We start from the raw sequence: 18563 nt of genomic DNA on the forward strand, positions 1-18563 counted from the left end.
CGGAGCCGCCCGGCGGTGACGCCGGCCCCGGACGGCGCACCGGCCGAGGCCCCGCCGCTCAGGTCGAGGCCCTGCCGCTCAGGCCGGGACCCGCCGTTCCACCCACCGCCACGCGCCCTCCAGCAGCGCGGCGGCGGCCGCGGCGATGCCGACCGCCGCCCACGGCATCGTCGTGCCCACCAGTCGCAGCGCGAAGAAGTGCTGGAGCCAGGGCACGACGAGGACCAGCAGGAACGCCCCGCCCATCGCCGCGACCAGCGCCAGCCGCCACCACGTGTACGGGCGGGCGATGATCGCCAGCACCCACAGCGACACGAGGAACAGGGTGAGCGTGGCCGCGCTGGTCTCGGCGTCGAGGGCGCCCGGCCCGTCGTAGTACCGGCCGGCGAGCAGGTACGAGGTGAAGGTGGCCGCCGCCGCGATGACCCCGGCCGGGAGGGCGTACCGCATGACGCGCCGTACGAAGTGCGGCTGCGCGCGCTCCTTGTTGGGGGCGAGCGCCAGGAAGAACGCGGGCACGCCGATGGTGAGCGTGGACAGCAGCGTCAGGTGCCGGGGCAGGAACGGGTACTCGACCTGGGCGGCGACGACGAGGACGGCGAGCAGCACCGAGTACACGGTCTTGGTCAGGAACAGCGTGGCGACGCGCGTGATGTTGCCGATGACGCGCCGCCCCTCGGCGACGACGGCGGGGAGGGTGGCGAAGCTGTTGTCGAGGAGGACGATCTGGGCGACGGCGCGGGTGGCCTCGGAGCCGGTGCCCATGCTGACCCCGATGTCGGCGTCCTTGAGGGCGAGCACGTCGTTGACGCCGTCGCCGGTCATCGCGACGGTGTGGCCGCGGGACTGGAGGGCGCCGACCATGTCGCGCTTCTGCCGCGGGGTGACCCGCCCGAAGACGACGCCGTCCTCCAGGGAGCGCGCCATGGCGTCGGGCTCCTCGGGGAGGCGCCGGGCGTCGACGGGGTGCTCGGCGCCGGGCAGGCCGAGCTTCGCGGCGACGGCGCCGACGGAGACGGCGTTGTCCCCGGAGATGACCTTGGCGGCGACGTCCTGGTCGGCGAAGTAGGCGAGGGTGTCGGCGGCGTCGGGGCGCAGCCGCTGTTCGAGGACGACGAGGGCGGTGGCCCGGGCCTTGCGGGCGATCTGCGGGTCGTCGAGTTCGCCGCTGACCCGGGCGAGGAGGAGGACCCGCAGGCCCCGCCGGTTGAGCGCGTCGGTCTCGTCGAGGGCGGGGTCGCCGTCGGGGAGGAGGACGTCGGGGGCGCCGAGGAGCCAGGAGCTGGTCTGGCCGTCCCCCTCGCTGAAGGTGGCGCCGCTGTACTTGCGGGCGGAGGAGAAGGGGAGGGCCTCGGTGCAGCGCCAGTCGTCGTTGTCAGGGTAGGCGTCGATGACGGCCCGGAGGGAGGCGTTGGGGCGGGGGTCGGAGTCCCCGACGGCGCCGAGGACCCGCCGTACGTACGCCTCGTCGGCCCCGTCGAGGAGGTGCAGCGCGGTGACGTCCATGCCGCCCTCGGTGAGCGTGCCGGTCTTGTCGAGGCAGACGACGTCGACGCGGGCGAGCCCCTCGATGGCGGGCAGCTCCTGGACGAGGCACTGCTTGCGCCCGAGCCGGATGACGCCGATGGCGAAGGCGACGGAGGTGAGCAGGACGAGCCCCTCGGGGATCATCGGCACGATCCCGCCGACCGTCCGGGCCACGGAGTTCCTGACGTCGGTCTCCTTGACGACGAGCTGGCTGACGACGAGGGCGATCGCGGTGGGGACCATCATCCACGTGACGTACTTGAGGATGGTGGAGATCCCCGAGCGCAGCTCGGAGTGGACGAGGGTGAAGCGGGACGCCTCCTCCGCGAGCTGGGCGGCGTAGGCCTCGCGGCCGACCTTGGTGGTGGTGAAGGCGCCGCCGCCGGCGACGACGAAGCTGCCGGACATGACGGGGTCCCCAGGGCGCTTCGGCACGGGGTCGGCCTCGCCGGTCAGCAGCGACTCGTCGACCTCCAGGCCGTCGGCCTCGGCGACGACGCCGTCGACGACGACCTTGTCCCCGGGACCGAGTTCGACGAGGTCGCCGAGGACGATCCCGGAGGTGGGCACCTCGACGGGCTCCCCGTCCCGGCGGACGGTCGGCCTGGCCTCCCCGATGACGGCGAGGGAGTCGAGGGTCTTCTTGGCGCGGAGCTCCTGGATGATGCCGATGCCGGTGTTGGCGACGATGACGAAGCCGAAGAGGCTGTCCTGGATGGGCGCGACGAACAGCATGACCGCCCACAGGACGCCGATGAGGGCGTTGAAGCGGGTGAGGACGTTGCCCCGGACGATGTCGGCCGCGGACCGCGACGACCGCACGGGCACGTCGTTCACCTCGCCCCGCTCGACCCGCCGCGCCACCTCGTCGGCCGTCAGCCCGCCGGGCCGGTACGGCGCGTCCGCTTCCTCGCCGGCTTCCACGATCGCGTCCTCGGTCCTGGCCCGCTGCGTCATGCCTCCGACGGTACGGCCGGAGCCGGGCCGCCACCCCCCGAACGGCCGGGAGATCCGACCCCGGTAGGACGAGGACCCTCCCACGGCACCACGGGGGCGCGGGCACGGGCGGACGCGGGCGCGGGCTCCGAGCCGGGGCCGGGCGCCGGACCGGGCTCCGGGGTCGGGCGGCGCGGCCCGGGGTCAGCCCTCGGCGGCGGGGCGGCCGGCGGCGGCGCGCCGGATCGCGGCGTCGCGCCGGCGCACGTACCAGATGCCGATCAGGCCCAGCCCCGCGCCGGCGAGGCAGGTCCACACCCACCAGCCGAGGTCGCGGTCGGCGAACCAGCCGTAGAAGGGGACCTGCACCAGGAAGAGGACGAACCAAAGGATCGTGCCGCCGGTCACGGTGGCGACGACCGGCCCCTCCAGGGGTTCGGGCGCCTCGTACTTGGGGGTCCACTTGGCCATGCCCCACATCGTAAGCGGCCCTCCGGTCTACGCGCGGAGATAGCGATCTTCGACTTATATCTTCATACTGAAAACGTTTGCCGTTGGCTGGTTTTCTTGGTGCGAACGCACGAACCGGTCCCCCGTACGGCCGACATCACCCCCCGCCGTCCCGCACCATGAGGTTCCGCATGCCCTCCACGGTCACCGCTTCCCAGGCTTCGCCCGGGCAGCAGCCGGCCGGTTCCAGCAACGCGCTGGACCGGTTCTTCAAGATCTCGGAGCGTGGCTCCACCATCGGCCGTGAGGTACGCGGCGGCTTCGCGACGTTCTTCGCGATGGCCTACATCATCGTGCTGAACCCGATCATCCTCGGCAGCGCCAAGGACATGTACGGCCACCAGCTGGACGGCGGCGAGCTGGTCACGGCGACCGTGCTCAGCGCGGCGCTCTCCACGCTGCTCATGGGCGTCATCGGCAACGTCCCGATCGCCCTCGCCGCCGGCCTGGGCGTCAACACCGTCGTCGCCCTCCAGCTCGCGCCCCGCATGGCGTGGGCGGACGCGATGGGCATGGTGGTCCTCGCCGGCATCGTCGTGATGCTCCTCGTCGCGACCGGCCTGCGCGAACGCGTCATGAGCGCCGTCCCCGCGGGCCTGCGCAAGGGCATCGCGATCGGCATCGGCCTGTTCATCATGCTGATCGGCCTGGTCGACTCCGGCTTCGTCTCCCGCATGCCGGACGCCGCCCACACCACCGTCCCGATCCAGCTGGGCGCGGACGGCCACCTCGGCGGCTGGCCGGTCCTGATCTTCGCGATCGGCACCCTGCTCACCCTGGCGCTGATCATCCGCAGGGTGCCGGGCGCGATCCTCGTCTCGATCGTCGTCATGACGGTCGTCGCGGTGATCGTGAACGCCGTCGCCGAGGTCCCGTCCTGGGGCCTGACCACCCCGACCTGGCCGGGCAACCCCGTCGCGACCCCGGACTTCGGGCTGTTCGGCCAGGTCAGCCTGTTCGGCGGCTTCGAGAAGGTCGGCCTGCTCACCGGCTGCCTCTTCGTCTTCACCGTCCTGCTGTCCTGCTTCTTCGACGCCATGGGCACGATCCTGGGCGTCGGCGACGAGGCCAAGCTGATGGACCGGGACGGCAACTTCCCCGGCATCAACAAGGTCCTCCTCGTGGACGGCTTCGCCGTCGCCACGGGCGGCGCGACCTCGTCCTCCGCCACGACCTGCTTCGTGGAGTCCACGGCGGGCGTCGGCGAGGGCGCCCGGACGGGCCTCGCCTCCGTGGTGACCGGCGGCCTGTTCGGCGTGGCGCTGTTCCTCACGCCACTCGCCACGATGGTCCCCTCGCAGGCGGCGACGCCCGCCCTGCTCGCGGTCGGGTTCCTGATCCTCGCCGGGTCGGTCAAGGACATCGACTGGGGCGACTTCACCATCGGCGTGCCGGCGTTCCTCGCCATGACGATGATGCCGTTCACGTACTCGATCACGAACGGCATCGGCATCGGCTTCATCGCGTTCAGCGTGCTGCGCCTCGCCGCCGGCCGCGGCCGCGAGGTGCCGGTCGCGATGTACGTGGTCTCGGCGGTGTTCGTCTTCTACTACGCCATGCCGGCCCTGGGCCTCACGTAGGCCCCCGCCTCCTCGCCGACGGGCGGGAACCCGGGACGCCCGGGCTCCCGCCCGTCCGTCGTCCGCGCGGACAGCAGGCGCAGCGCGTCCGCCGAGGCGGCGCCGACGGGGGTGTAGACCTCCAGCCGGTGGTCGGGGCTGTCCGGCTGGAGCCACACCTGGTAGTCCACGTCGACCTCCCCGGCGGTGGGGTGCCGCAGGCGCATGGTGCCCACGGTGCAGTCCGCGACGTCGCCCCTGGCCCACAGCGCGGCGAAGTCGCCGCTGCGCATGGCCAGCTCGCCGATCAGTTCGGCCAGCCTCGCGTCGGTGGGGTACCGGCCCGCCGTGAGCCGCAGGTAGGCGACGTGGATCCGGGCGAGTTCGTCCCAGTTGCGGTGCAGGTCGCGGGCGTGGGGGTCGAGGAAGAACATCCGGGGGACGGACGGCCGGCGCGCGGGGTCGCGGGGCGCGTCGAAGTCGACGTGCTCCGCGACGAGGGCGTGCCCGGTGCGGTTCCAGGCCAGCACGTCCCCGCGGCGGCCGAGCACGACGGCCGGCGCGGCCTCCCCCAGGGACACCAGGAGCGCCAGCACGCGGGGGTGCGGCCGCTCGGGCCGGGGGCGGGCCAGGCGGGGGGCGGCGGGCTGCCGGGCCAGGTTGTGCAGGTGGGCCGTCTCGGCCGGGTCGAGCCGCAGCACGCGGGCGAGCGCGCCGAGGACCTGCGGGGAGGCGGTGCCGGCCTGGTCCTGCTCCAGCCGGGTGTAGTAGCCGACGCTCACGCCGGCGAGCTGGGCGAGCTCCTCGCGGCGCAGGCCCGGCACGCGGCGGGCGGTGCCGTAGGTGCGCAGTCCGACGTCGGCGGGCGTGACCCGGTCGCGGCGGGTCCTGAGGTACGCCCCGAGGCTCTCCAGTTCCATGGCCCCGAGCGTAGGCGGCGCGGCCCGCCCCAGGGTGCCCCTGCGAGGTGTACCCACGGCACGGGCCTGGTTGCCGGGCGGAGGGGCGGCGCACCGTCGGGGCATGAACGAACAGCGTGTTCCCCCCTCCTCCGACCTGCGCGCGTGGCTCGGCCTGCTGGTGGTGCTCGGCCCGGTGCTGCTGGTGGCGATGGACGGCTCGGTCCTGTTCCTGGCGATGCCCCGGGTGACCGAGGCCCTCGCGCCGACCGCCGACCAGGCCCTGTGGATCATGGACGTGTACGGGTTCGCGGTCGGGTCCCTGCTCGTCGCGTTCGGCGCCGTCGGCGACCGGTACGGCAGGCTGAGGCTGCTGATGGCCGGGACGGCCGTGTTCGGCGCCGCCTCGGCGGGGGCGGCGTTCGCGCCCGGCCCGGAGTCGCTGATCGCCTTCCGGGCGCTGATGGGCGTGGCCGGGGCCACCCTGCTGCCGTCGGCGCTGGCGGTGCTCGGCGAGCTGTTCCCCGACCCGCGCCGGCGGGCGAGGGCGATCGGGGTCTTCGCGGCCGCCTTCGCGGCCGGGTTCGCGATCGGCCCGGTCGTCGGCGGGCAGCTGTTGGGCAGGTTCTGGTGGGGGTCGGTCTTCCTGGTCAACCTCCCCGTCGCCGTGCTGTTCCTGCTCCTGGCCCCGGTCCTGCTCCGCGAGGTGCGGGCCGCCCGGCCCGGCCGGATCGACGCCCCGAGCGTGCTGCTCTCCGCCGCGGGCCTCCTGTCGGCCGCCTACGCGGTCAAGCACACCGCCGCGCAGGGGCCGACGGCGGCCGCGGCCGTCACGGGGGCCGCCGGCGTCGCCGCCCTGGCGTGGTTCGTCCGGCGGCAACGCCGGCTGGAGCACCCGCTGATCGATTTCCGCCTCTTCCGCGACCGGGTGTTCACGATCGCGGTCGTCACCGGGCTCCTGCCCCTGGCGGCGTGGTCGGCGGCCGCCTACCTCACCGGCGTCCACCTCCAGTCCGTCCTCGGGCTGGAGGTGGACCGGGCGGCCCTCCTCGCGCTGCCGGGCGCCGCCGTGCTCACCGCCACCTGCGTCCTCACCCCGGCGCTGGTGGAGCGCTTCGGCAGGCGGGCCGCGCTCGTCACCTGCCACTTCTGCGTCGCCGCCGGCCTGCTGCTGCTCCTGGCGACCGGCGTCTCCGGCGGGATCGGCTGGTACGTCGCGTCCACCGTCGTCGCCGGCGTCGGCTACGGCGTCTCCTTCAGCGTCGTCGCCGACACCGCCGTCGCCGCGGTCCCCGCGGAACGCGCCGGGTCGGCGGCGGCGATCGCCGAGACCTCCAACGAGATCGGCAACGCCCTCGGCATCGCGCTCCTCGGCTCGCTCGCCGCCCTGGTCTTCCGGCTCCGGGGGCCGGACCTCGCCGGCACGCTCGACGAGACGCTCCGCATCCCCGGCCTGGCGCCCGCGGTGATCGGTGAGGCGAAGGCCGCCTTCGTCGCCGGCCTGCACGCCGTCGCCGCCACCGCCGCCGTCCTCCACGCCGCGCTCGGCGTCCTCGCCCTGCGCTGGATCCCGAAACCCGCCCGCGGCGCGGCCGTCCCCGGCGCCGAGCCCCCGGCCCCGGACCCCGACGGGGCCTACGCCAGGCCGTAGAACCGCTCCGTCTCGTCGACGGCCGCGCTGAAGCGCTCGTCGAAGTCCTCGCGGACGAGCGTCCGGACGACGTAGTCCTGGACGCTCATCCCGCTCCGCGCCGCGTGCTGCCGGACCCGGTCGAGCAACTCCCCGTCCATCCGCAGGCTGAGCACTGTCGATCCCATGTCCGACAGGGTCGCGGCAGCCTCGGCGCCCCCGCGCCGCTTTTCGTCGGATTATCACTCCTACGAGTGACGCGCCCCCACGGGCGCCCGCACCGGGCTCCCGCCGCCCCGCGAGCGGGCTGCGGGCCTTGCACCCGGGCCCCGGCGGGTGACGGGTGACGGGTTGCAGGAGTGACAGGGGTGACGTCCCTCACCACGGGGCGACACGGGGCCACCCGAGTGGTCTTTAGACAGGGTAATGAGTTATGCTAAGGAACATGCCTGACCTGTCCCGCGGCGGACCCGGCGACGACGCCGACGCGGCCGCCGTGAACGCGCTCCGTTCCGCCGTCATCCGGCTGTCCCGGCGCCTGAAGCACCAGCGCGTCGACGAGTCGCTGAGCCCGACCGAGATGTCGGTGCTCGGCACCCTCGCCCGCTGCGGCTCGGCCACCCCCGGTGAGCTGGCCCGCAAGGAGCACGTGCAGCCGCCGTCGATGACCCGCATCGTCGCCCTGCTGGAGGCCAAGGGACTGGTCAGGCTGGAGCCGCATCCGGACGACCGCCGCCAGAAGGTGGTCAGCCAGACCGAGCGGGCCGAGGCCATGCTCGAGGAGTCCCGCCGCCGGCGGAACGCCTGGCTGGCCTCCCTGGCCGAAGGTCTCGACGAGGACGAGTGGGCCAAGCTGCGCGCCGCCGCCCCCGTACTGGAGAAGCTCGCGCACCTGTAGGACGACCGAGACGAGGAGGCGACCGCTTTTGAGTACGGGAACCGGAGAACTCTCCGCCCCCGGACACAACCCCCATCCCCCGAACCCCACCACCCGCGCCCCGCACCGCGCCGCAGGCGGCACGTTCGCCTCGCTGAAGGTGCGGAACTACCGCCTCTTCTTCACCGGGGCCATCGTCTCCAACACGGGGACGTGGATGGCCCGCATCACCCAGGACTGGCTGGTCCTGAGCCTCACCGGGTCCGCCGCCGCCGTCGGCGTCACCACGGCGCTCCAGTTCCTCCCGATGCTGCTGTTCGGCCTGTACGGCGGGGTGATCGCGGACCGGTGCCCCAAGCGGCGCCTCCTCGTCCTCAGCCAGGCCGCCCTCGGCCTGTGCGGGATCGCCCTCGCCGCGCTCACCCTGTCCGGGCACGTCCAGGTGTGGCACGTGTACCTGGTGGCGTTCCTGCTCGGCATGGTCACCGTCGTCGACAACCCGGCCCGCCAGTCGTTCGTCTCCGAGATGGTCGGCCCCGCGCAGCTGCGCAACGCGGTCAGCCTGAACTCGGCGAACTTCCAGTCCGCCCGCCTCGTCGGCCCCGCCGTCGCCGGTCTGCTGATCGCCTCGGTGGGCAGCGGCTGGGCGTTCCTGGTCAACGGCCTGTCGTTCCTGGCGCCGCTGGCGGCGCTGCTGATGATGCGCCCCGCCGAGCTGTACCCGTCCGCGCGCGCCCCGCGCGGCAAGGGCCAGCTGCGCGAGGGCCTGCGGTACGTCGCGGGGCGGCCCGACCTGATCTGGCCGATCGCGCTGGTCGGCTTCGTCGGCACGTTCGGGTTCAACTTCCCGATCTGGCTGACGGCCTTCGCGGACGGCGTCTTCCACGTCGGCCCCGGCGCGTACGGCCTCCTCAACACCCTCATGGCGGTCGGCTCCCTCGCGGGCGCCCTGCTGTCGGCCCGGCGCGGCACCTCCCGGCTGCGGCTGCTGGTCGGGGCCGCCGCGGTCTTCGGCGTGCTGGAGGTCGTCGCGGCGGTGACGCCGAGCTTCTGGCTGTTCACGCTGCTGCTCGTGCCGATCGGGATGTTCGGCCTGACCGTGAACGTGACGGCCAACTCGCTCGTGCAGCTCGCGACGGACCCGGTGATGCGGGGCCGGGTGATGAGCCTGTACATGATGGTCTTCGCCGGTGGCACGCCGCTGGGCGCGCCGCTGCTGGGCTGGGTCACCGACACGTACGGCGCGCGCGTCGGCTTCGCGACGGGCGGGGTCGTGTCGCTGGCCGCCGCGGTGGTGATCGGCCTGCTGCTGTCCCGGGCGGTCGGCGTGCGGCTGCGCGTGGAGCTGCGGCCGGGGCGCCGCGTCCGGCACCCGCAGGTGCGCTTCGTCCCCCGGGAGGGGCGGCGGGAACGCGCCCGTCTCGCCGCGACGGCGTGACAGACTCGCCGCATGAGGCTTTTCGCTGCCGTGCTGCCGCCTCCCGCGGCGGTCGAGGAACTGGCCGTTCTCGTCGAGGGGTTGCGGACACTGCCGGGCGCGGACGAGCTGCGCTGGACGGGCCGCCCCGGCTGGCACTACACGCTGGCGTTCATGGGCGAGGTGGACGAGGCCCTGCTGCCGGAGCTGTCGGAGCGGCTCGCCCGGGCCGCGCACCGCACGCTGCCGTTCCCGCTGCGCGTCCACGGGGGCGGGCGGTTCGGCCGCCGCGCCCTGTGGGCGGGCGCCGCGGGCGGCCTCGACGACCTGCGGCTGCTCGCCGAGCGCTCCGACGCGGCGGCCCGGCGCGCGGGCGTCGCGATGGAGGAGCACCGCCGGTACCAGGCGCACCTCACGCTCGCCCGGAGCCGCGTCGACACGGACCTGCGGCCGTTCGTGGCGGAGCTGGAGCGCTTCAAGGGCGGCCGCTGGGAGGTGGCGGAGCTGGCCCTGGTCCGCAGCAACCTCCCCACGTCGGGCCTCCCCGGTGAGGCGCCCCGCTACGAGACGGTCGCCACATGGCCCCTGGGCGGGACGCGTCCGGCCGCCGGTTAACCTCGAAGGGTGGACCCGAAGACCCGAAACCGCGTCATGGCCGCCATCCTCGTCCTGATGTTCGCCGTCGTCGCCGTCGCGGCGGCGACCGGTCGGTAGACCCGACCGGCCGCCGCCCGCGCGCGTACGCCCGCCGCGCCCCGGAACGCCCGGCTCGCGGCGTGCGGCTCGCGGCACCGGGCTCGCCGGCGCCCGGCTCGCGCCGTGGGGCCGCCTACCAGGCGAAGGCCTCCGGGGACGGGCCCGGACCCGGGAAGATGCCGTCCAGTTCGGTGAGCAGCTCCTCCGCGAGGTCCAGCTCCGAGGCGCGGACCGCCGACGCCATCTGGTCCGCCGTGCGGGGCCCCACGATCGGGCCCGTGACACCCGGGCGGGTGAGGAGCCAGGCCAGGGCCACCTCGCCGGGCTCCAGGCCGTGCTTCTCCAGCAGCGTCTCGTACGCCTGGATCCGCTCCCGCACGTCGGTGTTCTTCAGCGCGTCGGCGGACCGGCCCGCCTGGGCGCGCGGCGACGCGCCGCCCTCGCGCTCCTTGCGCAGGACCCCGCCCAGCAGCCCGCCGTGCAGCGGCGACCACGGGATCACGCCGAGCCCGTAGTCCTGCGCCGCCGGGATGACCTCCATCTCGGCGCGCCGCTCCACCAGGTTGTACAGGCACTGCTCGCTGACCAGGCCGACCATGCCGCGCCGCGCGGCCGCCTCGTTCGCCTGGGCGATCTTGTAGCCGGGGAAGTTGCTCGACCCCGCGTACAGCACCTTGCCCTGCTGGACCAGCACGTCGATCGCCTGCCAGATCTCCTCGAAGGGGGTCCGGCGGTCGATGTGGTGGAACTGGTACAGGTCGATGTGGTCGGTGTTCAGCCGCTTCAGGCTCGCCTCGACCGCCCGCCGGATGTTCACCGCGGACAGCCGGTCGTGGTTGGGCCACACCTCCCCGTCCGCGGCCATCGACCCGTACACCTTCGTCGCGAGGACGACCTTGTCGCGGCGGCCGGGGTCGCCCGCGAACCACGAGCCGATGATCTCCTCGGTGCGGCCCTTGTTCTCGCCCCACCCGTAGACGTTGGCGATGTCCAAAGGTCAATTTTGAAGCCATGACCCGAATCACACACCGTCACCCCTCGTGCGCTATGCGTGCCACAGGGGAGAGGGAGAACGAGCATGGCGAGAGTTCTGGGTGTAGTCCGTCTGTCGAGGGTGTCGGACGAGACCACATCGCCGGAGCGTCAACGTCGGTCCATCCAGCGATGGGCCGACCAGGAGGGGCACGTCGTCGTGGGATGGGTCGAGGACATCGACGTGTCCGGCGGGCTAGAGCCTTGGAAGCGCCCAGAGTTCGGCAAGTGGTTGCCTTCTACGATCGGAAAGGAGGTCAGCGCGATCGAGCACCGGATCGCGGTGGAGGAGTCGCGCGCCGACGAGTACGACATCCTCTGCGCGCTGAAGATCGACCGTCTCTCGCGACGCGTGCTCCACGTGCACACCCTCCTGGAGTGGTGCGAGAAGAACGGCAAGGAGGTCGCCACCGTCGAGGACGGGATCAACCTCAACACGCAGATGGGAAAGCTCCTCCTCAGCCTGATCGCGTCCTTCGCGGAAGGGGAGCTCGAAGCCATCAAGGCGCGGGCCAAGTCCTCGTACAACCATCTGGTGAAGGAGGGGCGCTGGCGCGGCGGCCGCACTCCGTACGGTTACCGCGAGGAGAAGCAGGAGACCGGCGAGGGGTGGAAGCTCGTCCCTGACGACTACGGGACCGACACGGCCGGGACCCTCCGTGAGATCGTTCGCCGTCTCATCGCGGGCGAGTCGGCGAACAGCATCGCGCAGTGGCTCAACGAGGACGTGTCGAAGACCCCGACATCACTCGACGCTCAGATGATCCGCAGCGGCAAAACCCCGAAGGGAAGCCGCTGGACCGCCGCGAACACGGCCAAGGTCGTGCGCTCCCGCTGCATCCTGGGGCAGATGGAGGTATCTGAGGAAGTGATGGTCGACGGGAAGAAGACGACACGACGCCGGGTCGTCCGGGACGCTGACGGCCAGCCCCTCCAGCGCGCGGAGCCGCTGATCACGTACGAGGAGTGGGAGCTGGCCAACAAGAAGCTGGACGAGAACACCAGCAAGCGCAACGGCAACCGCAAAGGTGGGTCGCCCTTGCTCCGGGTCGCGTTCTGCACATGTGGGGAACCGGCATACCTCAGCCCTGGTCGCAACTGGCCCTACTACCGCTGCGCCTCCCGTACCACGCACAAGCCGTGTCCGACCGGAAACAAGGGCATCGCGGCGCACACGCTGGAAGACGCCGTGGAAAAGGCGTTCCTCCTCGCTGCCGGAGACGTCGAGATCGTCCGGAAGGTCTTCCGGCCGGGCGTGGACTACACGTGCGACATCGAGGAAGTGAACCGCGCCCTGTCGGACCTGAGGGAGGACCGCGAGGCGGGCCTCTACTCCAGTGAGCTGGGCAAGCAGGAGTACCGGGAGGCGTACAAACGGTTGGACGCGCGACGTGAACAGCTCATCGCGCAGCCCACGCGCCCGGACACCTGGGAGGAGATCCCGACAGGAGAGACCTACCGGGAACGGTGGAGCACGTTGTCGACCCAGCACGAAAAGGGCAGGGAGCTACGCGCCGCAGGAGTCAGGGCCGTCATCCATGCCGAGCCGATTCCCGGGATGACCGCCGCGCAGCTCATGGCTCCCGATGGCCATGATGGGATGTGGCAACACCCCGTCGGGAGGGTTCAGGTTCTGATCCCGATGGACTTCAAGCAGCGTCTGCGCAACATGGCGGCGGTCCACAGCGAAGGCTGACCGACAGCTGCAGGTGACGAGGAGGGTCCTGTGGTCAGGGCTCTTCCACCCGTTTGCAAGATGCCCGGCCGGTCGCCGCCGTCGCTCCCGACCGCACGAGACCGAGTCCAGGCCCGAAGGTTTGGACGTCCACCTATGAAGAGAGACCGCGCCATCCGTGCACGGCCCACCCCCGCGAAGAAAGGCAGGCACATGTCCCGCCATCCGGCGGGGGACTGGCGCACGCGGGTGCGCCTCACAGGAAGGAGCCGCACCCGGTGGCCATCGGCTTCGGCCATGACCGCCCGTGGGGCGGTGTCCCTCAGCACGAATACCGGCGCATGGCGCAGAACCCTGCGCACCGGCTCGCCTACCGCGTCCACTTCGCCGCCATCGGATGGGCAGACCGGCACGGACACGCGGGCTTCGCCCCCGGCCAGCCGGCCGCACTGCTGGGCAAGGAAGGTAAGCCACTGTCCGAGCAGGGCACCCGCGAGGCGGTGGCCCGCGCCAAGGAGCTGGACCTCGTGTCGCCCCGTTCCGGGGCCGCCTGCCTCGTGCTCCCCTCCCCACCTGTTCCAGGAGGTCAAGGGCACACCAGTTCCCTGCCGTCTCCACCAGGACCGGCAAGTACACGCTGTCCGTGTAGTCAGAGCACGCCTGGCGTGTACCCAGACAGCATCCGAACTGCGGGAACGCTCGCGTCCTCTCTTATCTATGTGGCCCAAGTGCAGTCGAGCCTATGTCGGGGTCGGCTGAAGGAAGCAGCCTGCTTCAAGGCGAGGGTGAGCAGGGGCGCGGCAGCGTCCCCCTGGGCCGTGTATCGAAGGTGGGACCGTGGCCCGCGCGAGGAAGGCGAAAGGAGAGAGTGTCAGCGCCGTCGCCAAGGCTCTGGGCGTCCCCCGGGCCACGCTGTACCGGCTCCTCGGAGACGACTCCTGACGGCGGCACCTGACGCCCTTGCCTGGAGTGGGCTCGAAGCAGTTGGCTTGTGGTCCATGAAGTACACGCAGCTCGGACGCACCGGACTCAAGGTCAGCCGACTCGTCCTCGGTACGATGAACTTCGGCCCGCAGACAGACGAATCAACCAGCCACGACATCATGGACGCCGCCCTCGACGCGGGTCTGAACTTTGTAGACACGGCCAACGTCTATGGGTGGGGTGAGAACAAGGGTCGCACCGAGGAGATCATCGGTGCTTGGTTCGCCCAGGGTGGCGGGCGGCGCGACAGGACGGTCCTCGCCACCAAGGTGTACGGGAACATGGCCCCGGACGACTCCTCCGTCTGGCCCAACCACGACAAGCTCTCCGCGGTGAACATCCGCCGGGCCGTCGACGCCTCCCTCAAGCGGCTGCAGACCGACTACATCGACATCTACCAGTTCCATCACATCGACCGGTCGACGCCGTTCGAGGAGATCTGGCAGGCGATCGACGTCCTGGTCCAGCAGGGCAAGATCCTCTACGCCGGATCGTCCAACTTTCCCGGCTACAAGATCGCCCAGGCCAACGAGCTGGCTGCCCGGCACGGCCGCATGGGCCTGGTCAGCGAGCAGTGCCTGTACAACCTCGCCGAGCGCCGCACCGAGATGGAGGTCATCCCTGCGGCGCAGGACTACGGGCTCGGCGTCATCCCCTGGTCACCGCTGCACGGCGGACTGCTGGGCGGAGTCCTCAAGAAGGAGGCCACGGAGGGGCGCCGGGCGAGCGGCCGCGCTGCCGACGCGCTCAAGGACATCAAGACACGCGAGCAGATCCAGGCATACGAGGACCTCCTCGACAAGCACGGCCTGGAGCCCGGTGAAGCGGCGCTCGCCTGGCTGCTGACCCGCCCCGGCGTCACCGGCCCGATCGTCGGCCCCCGCACGCAGGAGCAGCTGGACTCGGCGCTGCGCGCCCTGGAGCTGGAGCTGAGCGAGGAACTGCTGACGTCTCTGGACGAGATCTTCCCCGGTCCCGGACCGTCTCCCGAGGCCTTCGCATGGTGAGGTAGCGGGTCTGTGTGAGGGGCCGTCGCCTTCTGCTTGCGTTCGAAGCGAGTGGGAGGCGGCGGCTTCGTCGTTATCCACTCGGGGTCCGCAGGAGCGGTGAGCATCAGCGATGCGCTCCTGCGCAACCCGGTCTCAAAGTCGCCTGTCTACCATGTCGAAAAAATTTATGCCGGCGTCGAGCGCCGCGTCCATGATGGCGTGGCTGCCGGCCTCGTCCGTCTGCGGTCCGAAGTTCATCGTGCCGAGGACGAGTCGGCTGACCTTGAGTCCGGTGCGTCCGAGCTGCGTGTACTTCATGGGAGACAAGCCAACGCCTTGGAGCGCACTCCAGGCAAGGGCCCCCCGGGCGCGCCGCCCCGCGGTGAGCGTGCGTGCCGGGCGCCGACCGGCGGACGGGACTCCGGGGACGCGGCCTAGCGCAGGCTCGCCCGGTTCAGCTCCCGCACCCGGGCGCGCAGGACCACGTCCGGCGCGGCGAGGGCCACCGCGTCGGGCGGGCAGTCCCACTCCCGGCCGCCCCCCGGTGGCCGCAGCTGCACGTACCCGCCGACATGGCCCATCACCTGGCCCACCCGCCCGTCGCGCGCGTCGATCACGTACGCGCCGGCGTCCGCCGCACGGGTCGTGTCCGCCGCCGCGCCCGCCGCCATGTCCCCCGCCGCCCCGTTCCCCGCCGTACCGGCCCTGCCGCCGTCCGCCGAACTCACTTCCGCGCCCCCTCCAGCGCGGCCGCCAGCCGGACCGCCGTGTCCAGGTTGCACCGCCCCAGCTCCACCAGCGGGTACGGCGCCTCGCTCGCCACCGTCACCGGGTCCACCCGCAGCGACGGCAGGACCACACCGATCTTGAGCAGCTCGCCCCGCAACCTGGCCACCGCCTCCTCCGTCGCCCGCAGCCGCTCCTTCATGACACGCACCTCCATACGCAGCGTATTGGTATTCCATACACAGCGTGGTCAAAGAGTCGGTACCCTGAACGGAGTCGGCACCCTGACAACCCCATCTGGCTAACGGGAGTTGCGCCGCGCCCGGTCCACCGTCCCTGATCGGGGCGGCGGCGGAGGGCCACGCCCGCACGGCCGCAGGCCCCGGGCGGCGGGCCGCCGCATGCCCGGAGCCGGGTGCGGACGCCCGACAGGCCGGTACGGGGGGCACCCGTACCGGCCTGTCGGACGTCGTTCGCGGTCAGCCGCTGTAGGGGCGGACGAACTTCGTCTGCTCGTACAGGAAGCTGCCGGGCGCGGACTCCCAGCCGAGCAGGGCGCCGTTGAACCCGGCGTCCGGCTTCGTCGTCCACGTCCACATCCTCACGACGCCGGTGGCGGCGTAGTGGTACATGGCGCCGAGGTCGTCGCGTCCGTCGCCGTTGTAGTCGCCGACGACGAGCTGGAGGGAAGCGGTGTCCAGGTCGCCGCCGAGGGTCAGCTTCGGCGCGGCGAACGCCGTGCCGGTGGACAGCAGGGTGTGGCCGGTGGTCTTGCCGTTGTCGTACCAGAACATCACGTCGTCGCGGCGGTCGCCGTTGAAGTCCCCGGCGTGCGGCTGGGCCTTGTTCCAGTCGTAGGTGGTGGCGGCGGGGCCGGTCCACCAGACCTGCGGGGCGGTGAAGACGCCGGCGGCGGTGGTCGGGAAGACGTACTGCTTGACGGTGTTGTCGCCCTGGCCGTAGAAGGCGCCGAGCTCGTCGCGGCCGTCGCCGTTGAAGTCGCCGGTCAGGAACTTGGCGCGGTCGCGGGCCCAGGTGCCGGACGGGCCGGACCACTCGGACGCGACCATGCGGTCGAAGCCGCCCGAGGCGTTCGCGGTGAACGTCCAGATCCGGGTGACGCCGGTCGTCCTGTCGACGTTCCACAGGGCCACGTCGTCGCGGCCGTCGCCGTTGAAGTCACCGGCCTGCGGGGTCATGTAGGTGTAGTGGAAGGTGGTGTGGTTCGGCGCCACGGCCCACACCTGGACCGGCTCGGCGAACGTGCCGTCCGCCTTGCCCGCGGCCAGGAACATCTTGACGCTGGTGTCGCCGTAGCCCTGGACGAGGACCAGGTCGCCGCGGCCGTCGCCGGTGAAGTCGCCGGTGACGCGCTTCATGTACTCGGCGCGCCACTGGCCCAGGGCGGCCGTGTACGTCTTGGTGTGGCCGCTGAGGCTGCCGTCCGCCCGGCCCTTGAAGGTGTACGTCGCGTCGGTGCCCTCCGCGAAGTCGTACCAGGCCGTCATGTCGCTGCGGCCGTCGTGGTCCTGGTCGTGGTCGACGACCGTGTTGCTGGACCACACCGTGGCGCCGGCGGCGTCGCGGACGACGACGTTGCCGCGGTCCTGGACGACGAGGGTGCCGCCCGCCGCGCTGGTGCCGGACGCCCACCGGGTGGTGCCGGCGGCGTCGCGGACGACGAGGTTGCCGTCCGTGCCGAACACGGCGGTCGCGCCCGGGTACCCGGCGGTGCCGGTGGACCACAGGACGTTGCCGGCGCGGGAGGTGACGACGAGGTCGCCGTCCGCGCGCAGGGTGAGGCGGGCCGACGCCGAGACGAGCGTGTCGCCCGCCCGGAGGCGGCCGCCCGCGGCGAGGCGGGAGCCGAAGGTGAACGTGTCCGTGCGGGTGGCGACGGCGCCGGTCCGGGTCTCGTCGGTGCCGAAGCAGCCGCCCTGCCAGGAACGGGTGCTGACGCCGACGAGCTCGAAGCCACCTCCGGTCCTCTCCCGCAGGACCGGGCCGCCGGTGTCGCCGGCGCAGATCGCGTCGTTCGCCGTGGCGCCCGACACGTTCAGCGTGCCGCCCGTGACGGAGTCCACGCCGAACGACGCGGCGTGGAGCCGGTCCGGGCGCCACTCGGTCTTCGTACGGCCGAATCCGGCCGCCTTCAGGGCCTGGCCCTGGGCCACCGGCGTCGACGCCAGCGGTACGGGCGCGATCCCGGCCGCCGGGGTGGCGAGGCGCGCCAGGACCAGGTCGGTGCCGTCGCGCGGTACGAGCTCGACGACCTCGGAGACGTGGCCGCCGGTGCCGGCCAGGTCGTTGCGGCCGAGCGTGGCGACGGTCTTCAGCTCGGGCTTGCCTGGCTTGGCCTCGCCGCCGAGGACCGGGTCGGACGCGAAGCAGGCGGACGCGGTCAGGACCCACGAGGAGTCGATCAGCGCGCCGGAGCAGGCGCGCGTCCGCTCGCCCTCGCCGATCCGCAGGTTCGCGGTGAACGCGTACGAGGCGTCCGCGACGGCGGCGCCGACGACCGCGTTCGCGGGTATCGCCGTGCCGAGGAGGCCGGTGGCGACACCGGCCGTGAAGACGCCCGTCATCCAGACGGATCTACCGAACACAGGGGTTCCTCTCACTGGTGGTGGGTGGTCAGCGGCCCGAAGGGGTCCTCCAGGCCGTGCAGCTCCTCGACGGCCGAGGCCAGGAACCGCAGGGCGCCGTCCAGGTCGACGCCGTCGGCACGGCGCTCCCAGAGGACCGAGGGGCCCTCCGGGAGCGCCGCGACGGGCGCGTCGAGGTGGACGTCGACGGCGACGCGTGCCGTGCAGGAGCCTTCGGCGACGGTGACGGCCGCGGTGAAGTCGACCTCGTGGGTCTCCTCGCCGCCGGGTGCGAGCGGCACCACGAAGCGGTGCAGCAGGGTCACCCGGACCGCGTCGTCGTCCCGGCGGTCCGTGCGGAGCTCGTGGAGCAGCTCCCGGTCGTCGCCGAGGCCGTCGGTGTGGAGCAGCAGCTCACTGGTGTGGCGGCCCAGCCGGTCGTGCAGCCGGTCCAGTTCCCGGAGGAACGTCAGAACGTCGTCGTGTGCCATGCGGTCCCGTCTCTCGTGCGCCGGGGAGGA

General features: G+C 72.4%; 16 protein-coding genes and 2 pseudogenes. 8 read left to right on the top strand and 10 right to left on the bottom strand.

Annotation, left to right across the window (positions count from 1 at the left end; translation table 11 throughout):
* Window positions 1–78: 78 nt before the first annotated feature.
* The gene (locus IE106_RS12185; protein WP_189532889.1) at window positions 79–2484 is read right to left on the bottom strand and encodes an HAD-IC family P-type ATPase; all 2406 of its coding nucleotides are present in this window, start codon (window positions 2482–2484) and stop codon (window positions 79–81) included.
* A 183-nt stretch (window positions 2485–2667) separates the two neighbouring features.
* Window positions 2668–2934 carry a DUF2530 domain-containing protein gene (locus IE106_RS12190; RefSeq protein ID WP_189532891.1) on the bottom strand — a complete coding sequence of 89 codons (267 nt, stop codon included), beginning with the start codon at window positions 2932–2934 and terminating at the stop codon, window positions 2668–2670.
* A 170-nt stretch (window positions 2935–3104) separates the two neighbouring features.
* On the opposite strand from IE106_RS12190, the gene IE106_RS12195 reads away from it, so the two are divergent.
* On the top strand, window positions 3105–4553 hold the full coding sequence (locus IE106_RS12195; RefSeq protein WP_189532893.1) for an NCS2 family permease: 1449 nt from the start codon (window positions 3105–3107) through the stop codon (window positions 4551–4553).
* Here the strand turns inward: IE106_RS12195 and IE106_RS12200 are convergent.
* Window positions 4523–5452 carry a helix-turn-helix domain-containing protein gene (locus IE106_RS12200; RefSeq protein ID WP_189532895.1) on the bottom strand — a complete coding sequence of 310 codons (930 nt, stop codon included), beginning with the start codon at window positions 5450–5452 and terminating at the stop codon, window positions 4523–4525. The two genes, IE106_RS12195 and IE106_RS12200, sit on opposite strands and share 31 nt — an antisense overlap.
* 103 nt (window positions 5453–5555) lie before the next feature.
* Between IE106_RS12200 and IE106_RS12205 the strand changes: the two genes are divergently transcribed.
* Window positions 5556–7082 carry an MFS transporter gene (locus IE106_RS12205; protein ID WP_189532897.1) on the top strand — a complete coding sequence of 509 codons (1527 nt, stop codon included), beginning with the start codon at window positions 5556–5558 and terminating at the stop codon, window positions 7080–7082.
* Here IE106_RS12205 and IE106_RS12210 read toward each other — a convergent pair.
* Window positions 7067–7249, bottom strand: a complete 183-nt coding sequence (locus tag IE106_RS12210) for a ribbon-helix-helix protein, CopG family (RefSeq protein WP_189532899.1) — start codon at window positions 7247–7249, stop codon at window positions 7067–7069. The two genes, IE106_RS12205 and IE106_RS12210, sit on opposite strands and share 16 nt — an antisense overlap.
* A 257-nt stretch (window positions 7250–7506) precedes the next feature.
* Here IE106_RS12210 and IE106_RS12215 point away from each other — a divergent pair, with 257 nt between their 5' ends.
* The 3 genes from IE106_RS12215 to thpR are packed head-to-tail and all read left to right on the top strand — an operon-like array spanning window position 7507 to window position 9970.
* Window positions 7507–7959, top strand: coding sequence for a MarR family winged helix-turn-helix transcriptional regulator (locus tag IE106_RS12215; RefSeq protein ID WP_189532901.1), 453 nt, complete (start codon window positions 7507–7509; stop codon window positions 7957–7959).
* Between the two features lie 28 nt (window positions 7960–7987).
* Window positions 7988–9376, top strand: a complete 1389-nt coding sequence (locus tag IE106_RS12220; RefSeq protein ID WP_189532903.1) for an MFS transporter — start codon at window positions 7988–7990, stop codon at window positions 9374–9376.
* A 12-nt stretch (window positions 9377–9388) separates the two neighbouring features.
* Complete coding sequence (gene thpR / locus IE106_RS12225) at window positions 9389–9970, top strand: RNA 2',3'-cyclic phosphodiesterase (protein WP_189532905.1); 582 nt, start codon at window positions 9389–9391, stop codon at window positions 9968–9970.
* Window positions 9971–10184: 214 nt separating this feature from the next.
* Here thpR and IE106_RS12230 read toward each other — a convergent pair.
* Window positions 10185–11042: pseudogene (locus IE106_RS12230) on the bottom strand (aldo/keto reductase); the annotation flags it as partial.
* 87 nt (window positions 11043–11129) lie between these two features.
* Here IE106_RS12230 and IE106_RS12235 point away from each other — a divergent pair.
* The 3 genes from IE106_RS12235 to IE106_RS12245 all read left to right on the top strand — a co-directional run bounded on the left by IE106_RS12235 (window position 11130) and on the right by IE106_RS12245 (window position 14749).
* A complete protein-coding gene (locus IE106_RS12235; RefSeq protein ID WP_189532909.1) occupies window positions 11130–12779 on the top strand; it encodes a recombinase family protein in 1650 nt (549 codons plus the stop codon).
* An 816-nt stretch (window positions 12780–13595) separates the two neighbouring features.
* Window positions 13596–13700 (top strand): helix-turn-helix domain-containing protein, encoded by a 105-nt coding sequence (locus IE106_RS12240; RefSeq protein ID WP_229840300.1) that lies wholly within the window; start codon window positions 13596–13598, stop codon window positions 13698–13700.
* Between the two features lie 56 nt (window positions 13701–13756).
* Window positions 13757–14749 (top strand): aldo/keto reductase, encoded by a 993-nt coding sequence (locus IE106_RS12245; RefSeq protein ID WP_189532911.1) that lies wholly within the window; start codon window positions 13757–13759, stop codon window positions 14747–14749.
* A gap of 156 nt (window positions 14750–14905) precedes the next feature.
* Here the strand turns inward: IE106_RS12245 and IE106_RS30960 are convergent.
* The 5 genes and pseudogenes from IE106_RS30960 to IE106_RS12270 all read right to left on the bottom strand — a co-directional run.
* Window positions 14906–15253, bottom strand: a pseudogene (locus IE106_RS30960) (hypothetical protein); the annotation flags it as partial.
* Window positions 15166–15402 (bottom strand): hypothetical protein, encoded by a 237-nt coding sequence (locus IE106_RS12255; RefSeq protein WP_189533221.1) that lies wholly within the window; start codon window positions 15400–15402, stop codon window positions 15166–15168. The pseudogene IE106_RS30960 and the gene IE106_RS12255, both read right to left, overlap by 88 nt.
* Before the next feature lie 53 nt (window positions 15403–15455).
* The gene (locus tag IE106_RS12260; RefSeq protein ID WP_189532913.1) at window positions 15456–15674 is read right to left on the bottom strand and encodes a hypothetical protein; all 219 of its coding nucleotides are present in this window, start codon (window positions 15672–15674) and stop codon (window positions 15456–15458) included.
* 262 nt (window positions 15675–15936) lie between these two features.
* A complete protein-coding gene (locus tag IE106_RS12265) occupies window positions 15937–18063 on the bottom strand; it encodes an FG-GAP-like repeat-containing protein (RefSeq protein ID WP_229840301.1) in 2127 nt (708 codons plus the stop codon).
* An 11-nt stretch (window positions 18064–18074) separates the two neighbouring features.
* On the bottom strand, window positions 18075–18533 hold the full coding sequence (locus IE106_RS12270) for a hypothetical protein (protein ID WP_189532915.1): 459 nt from the start codon (window positions 18531–18533) through the stop codon (window positions 18075–18077).
* Window positions 18534–18563: the final 30 nt, after the last annotated feature.

Origin of the sequence: Streptomyces roseolilacinus (assembly GCF_014649335.1) — a bacterium.
In the GTDB taxonomy this organism is placed as follows: domain Bacteria; phylum Actinomycetota; class Actinomycetes; order Streptomycetales; family Streptomycetaceae; genus Streptomyces; species Streptomyces roseolilacinus.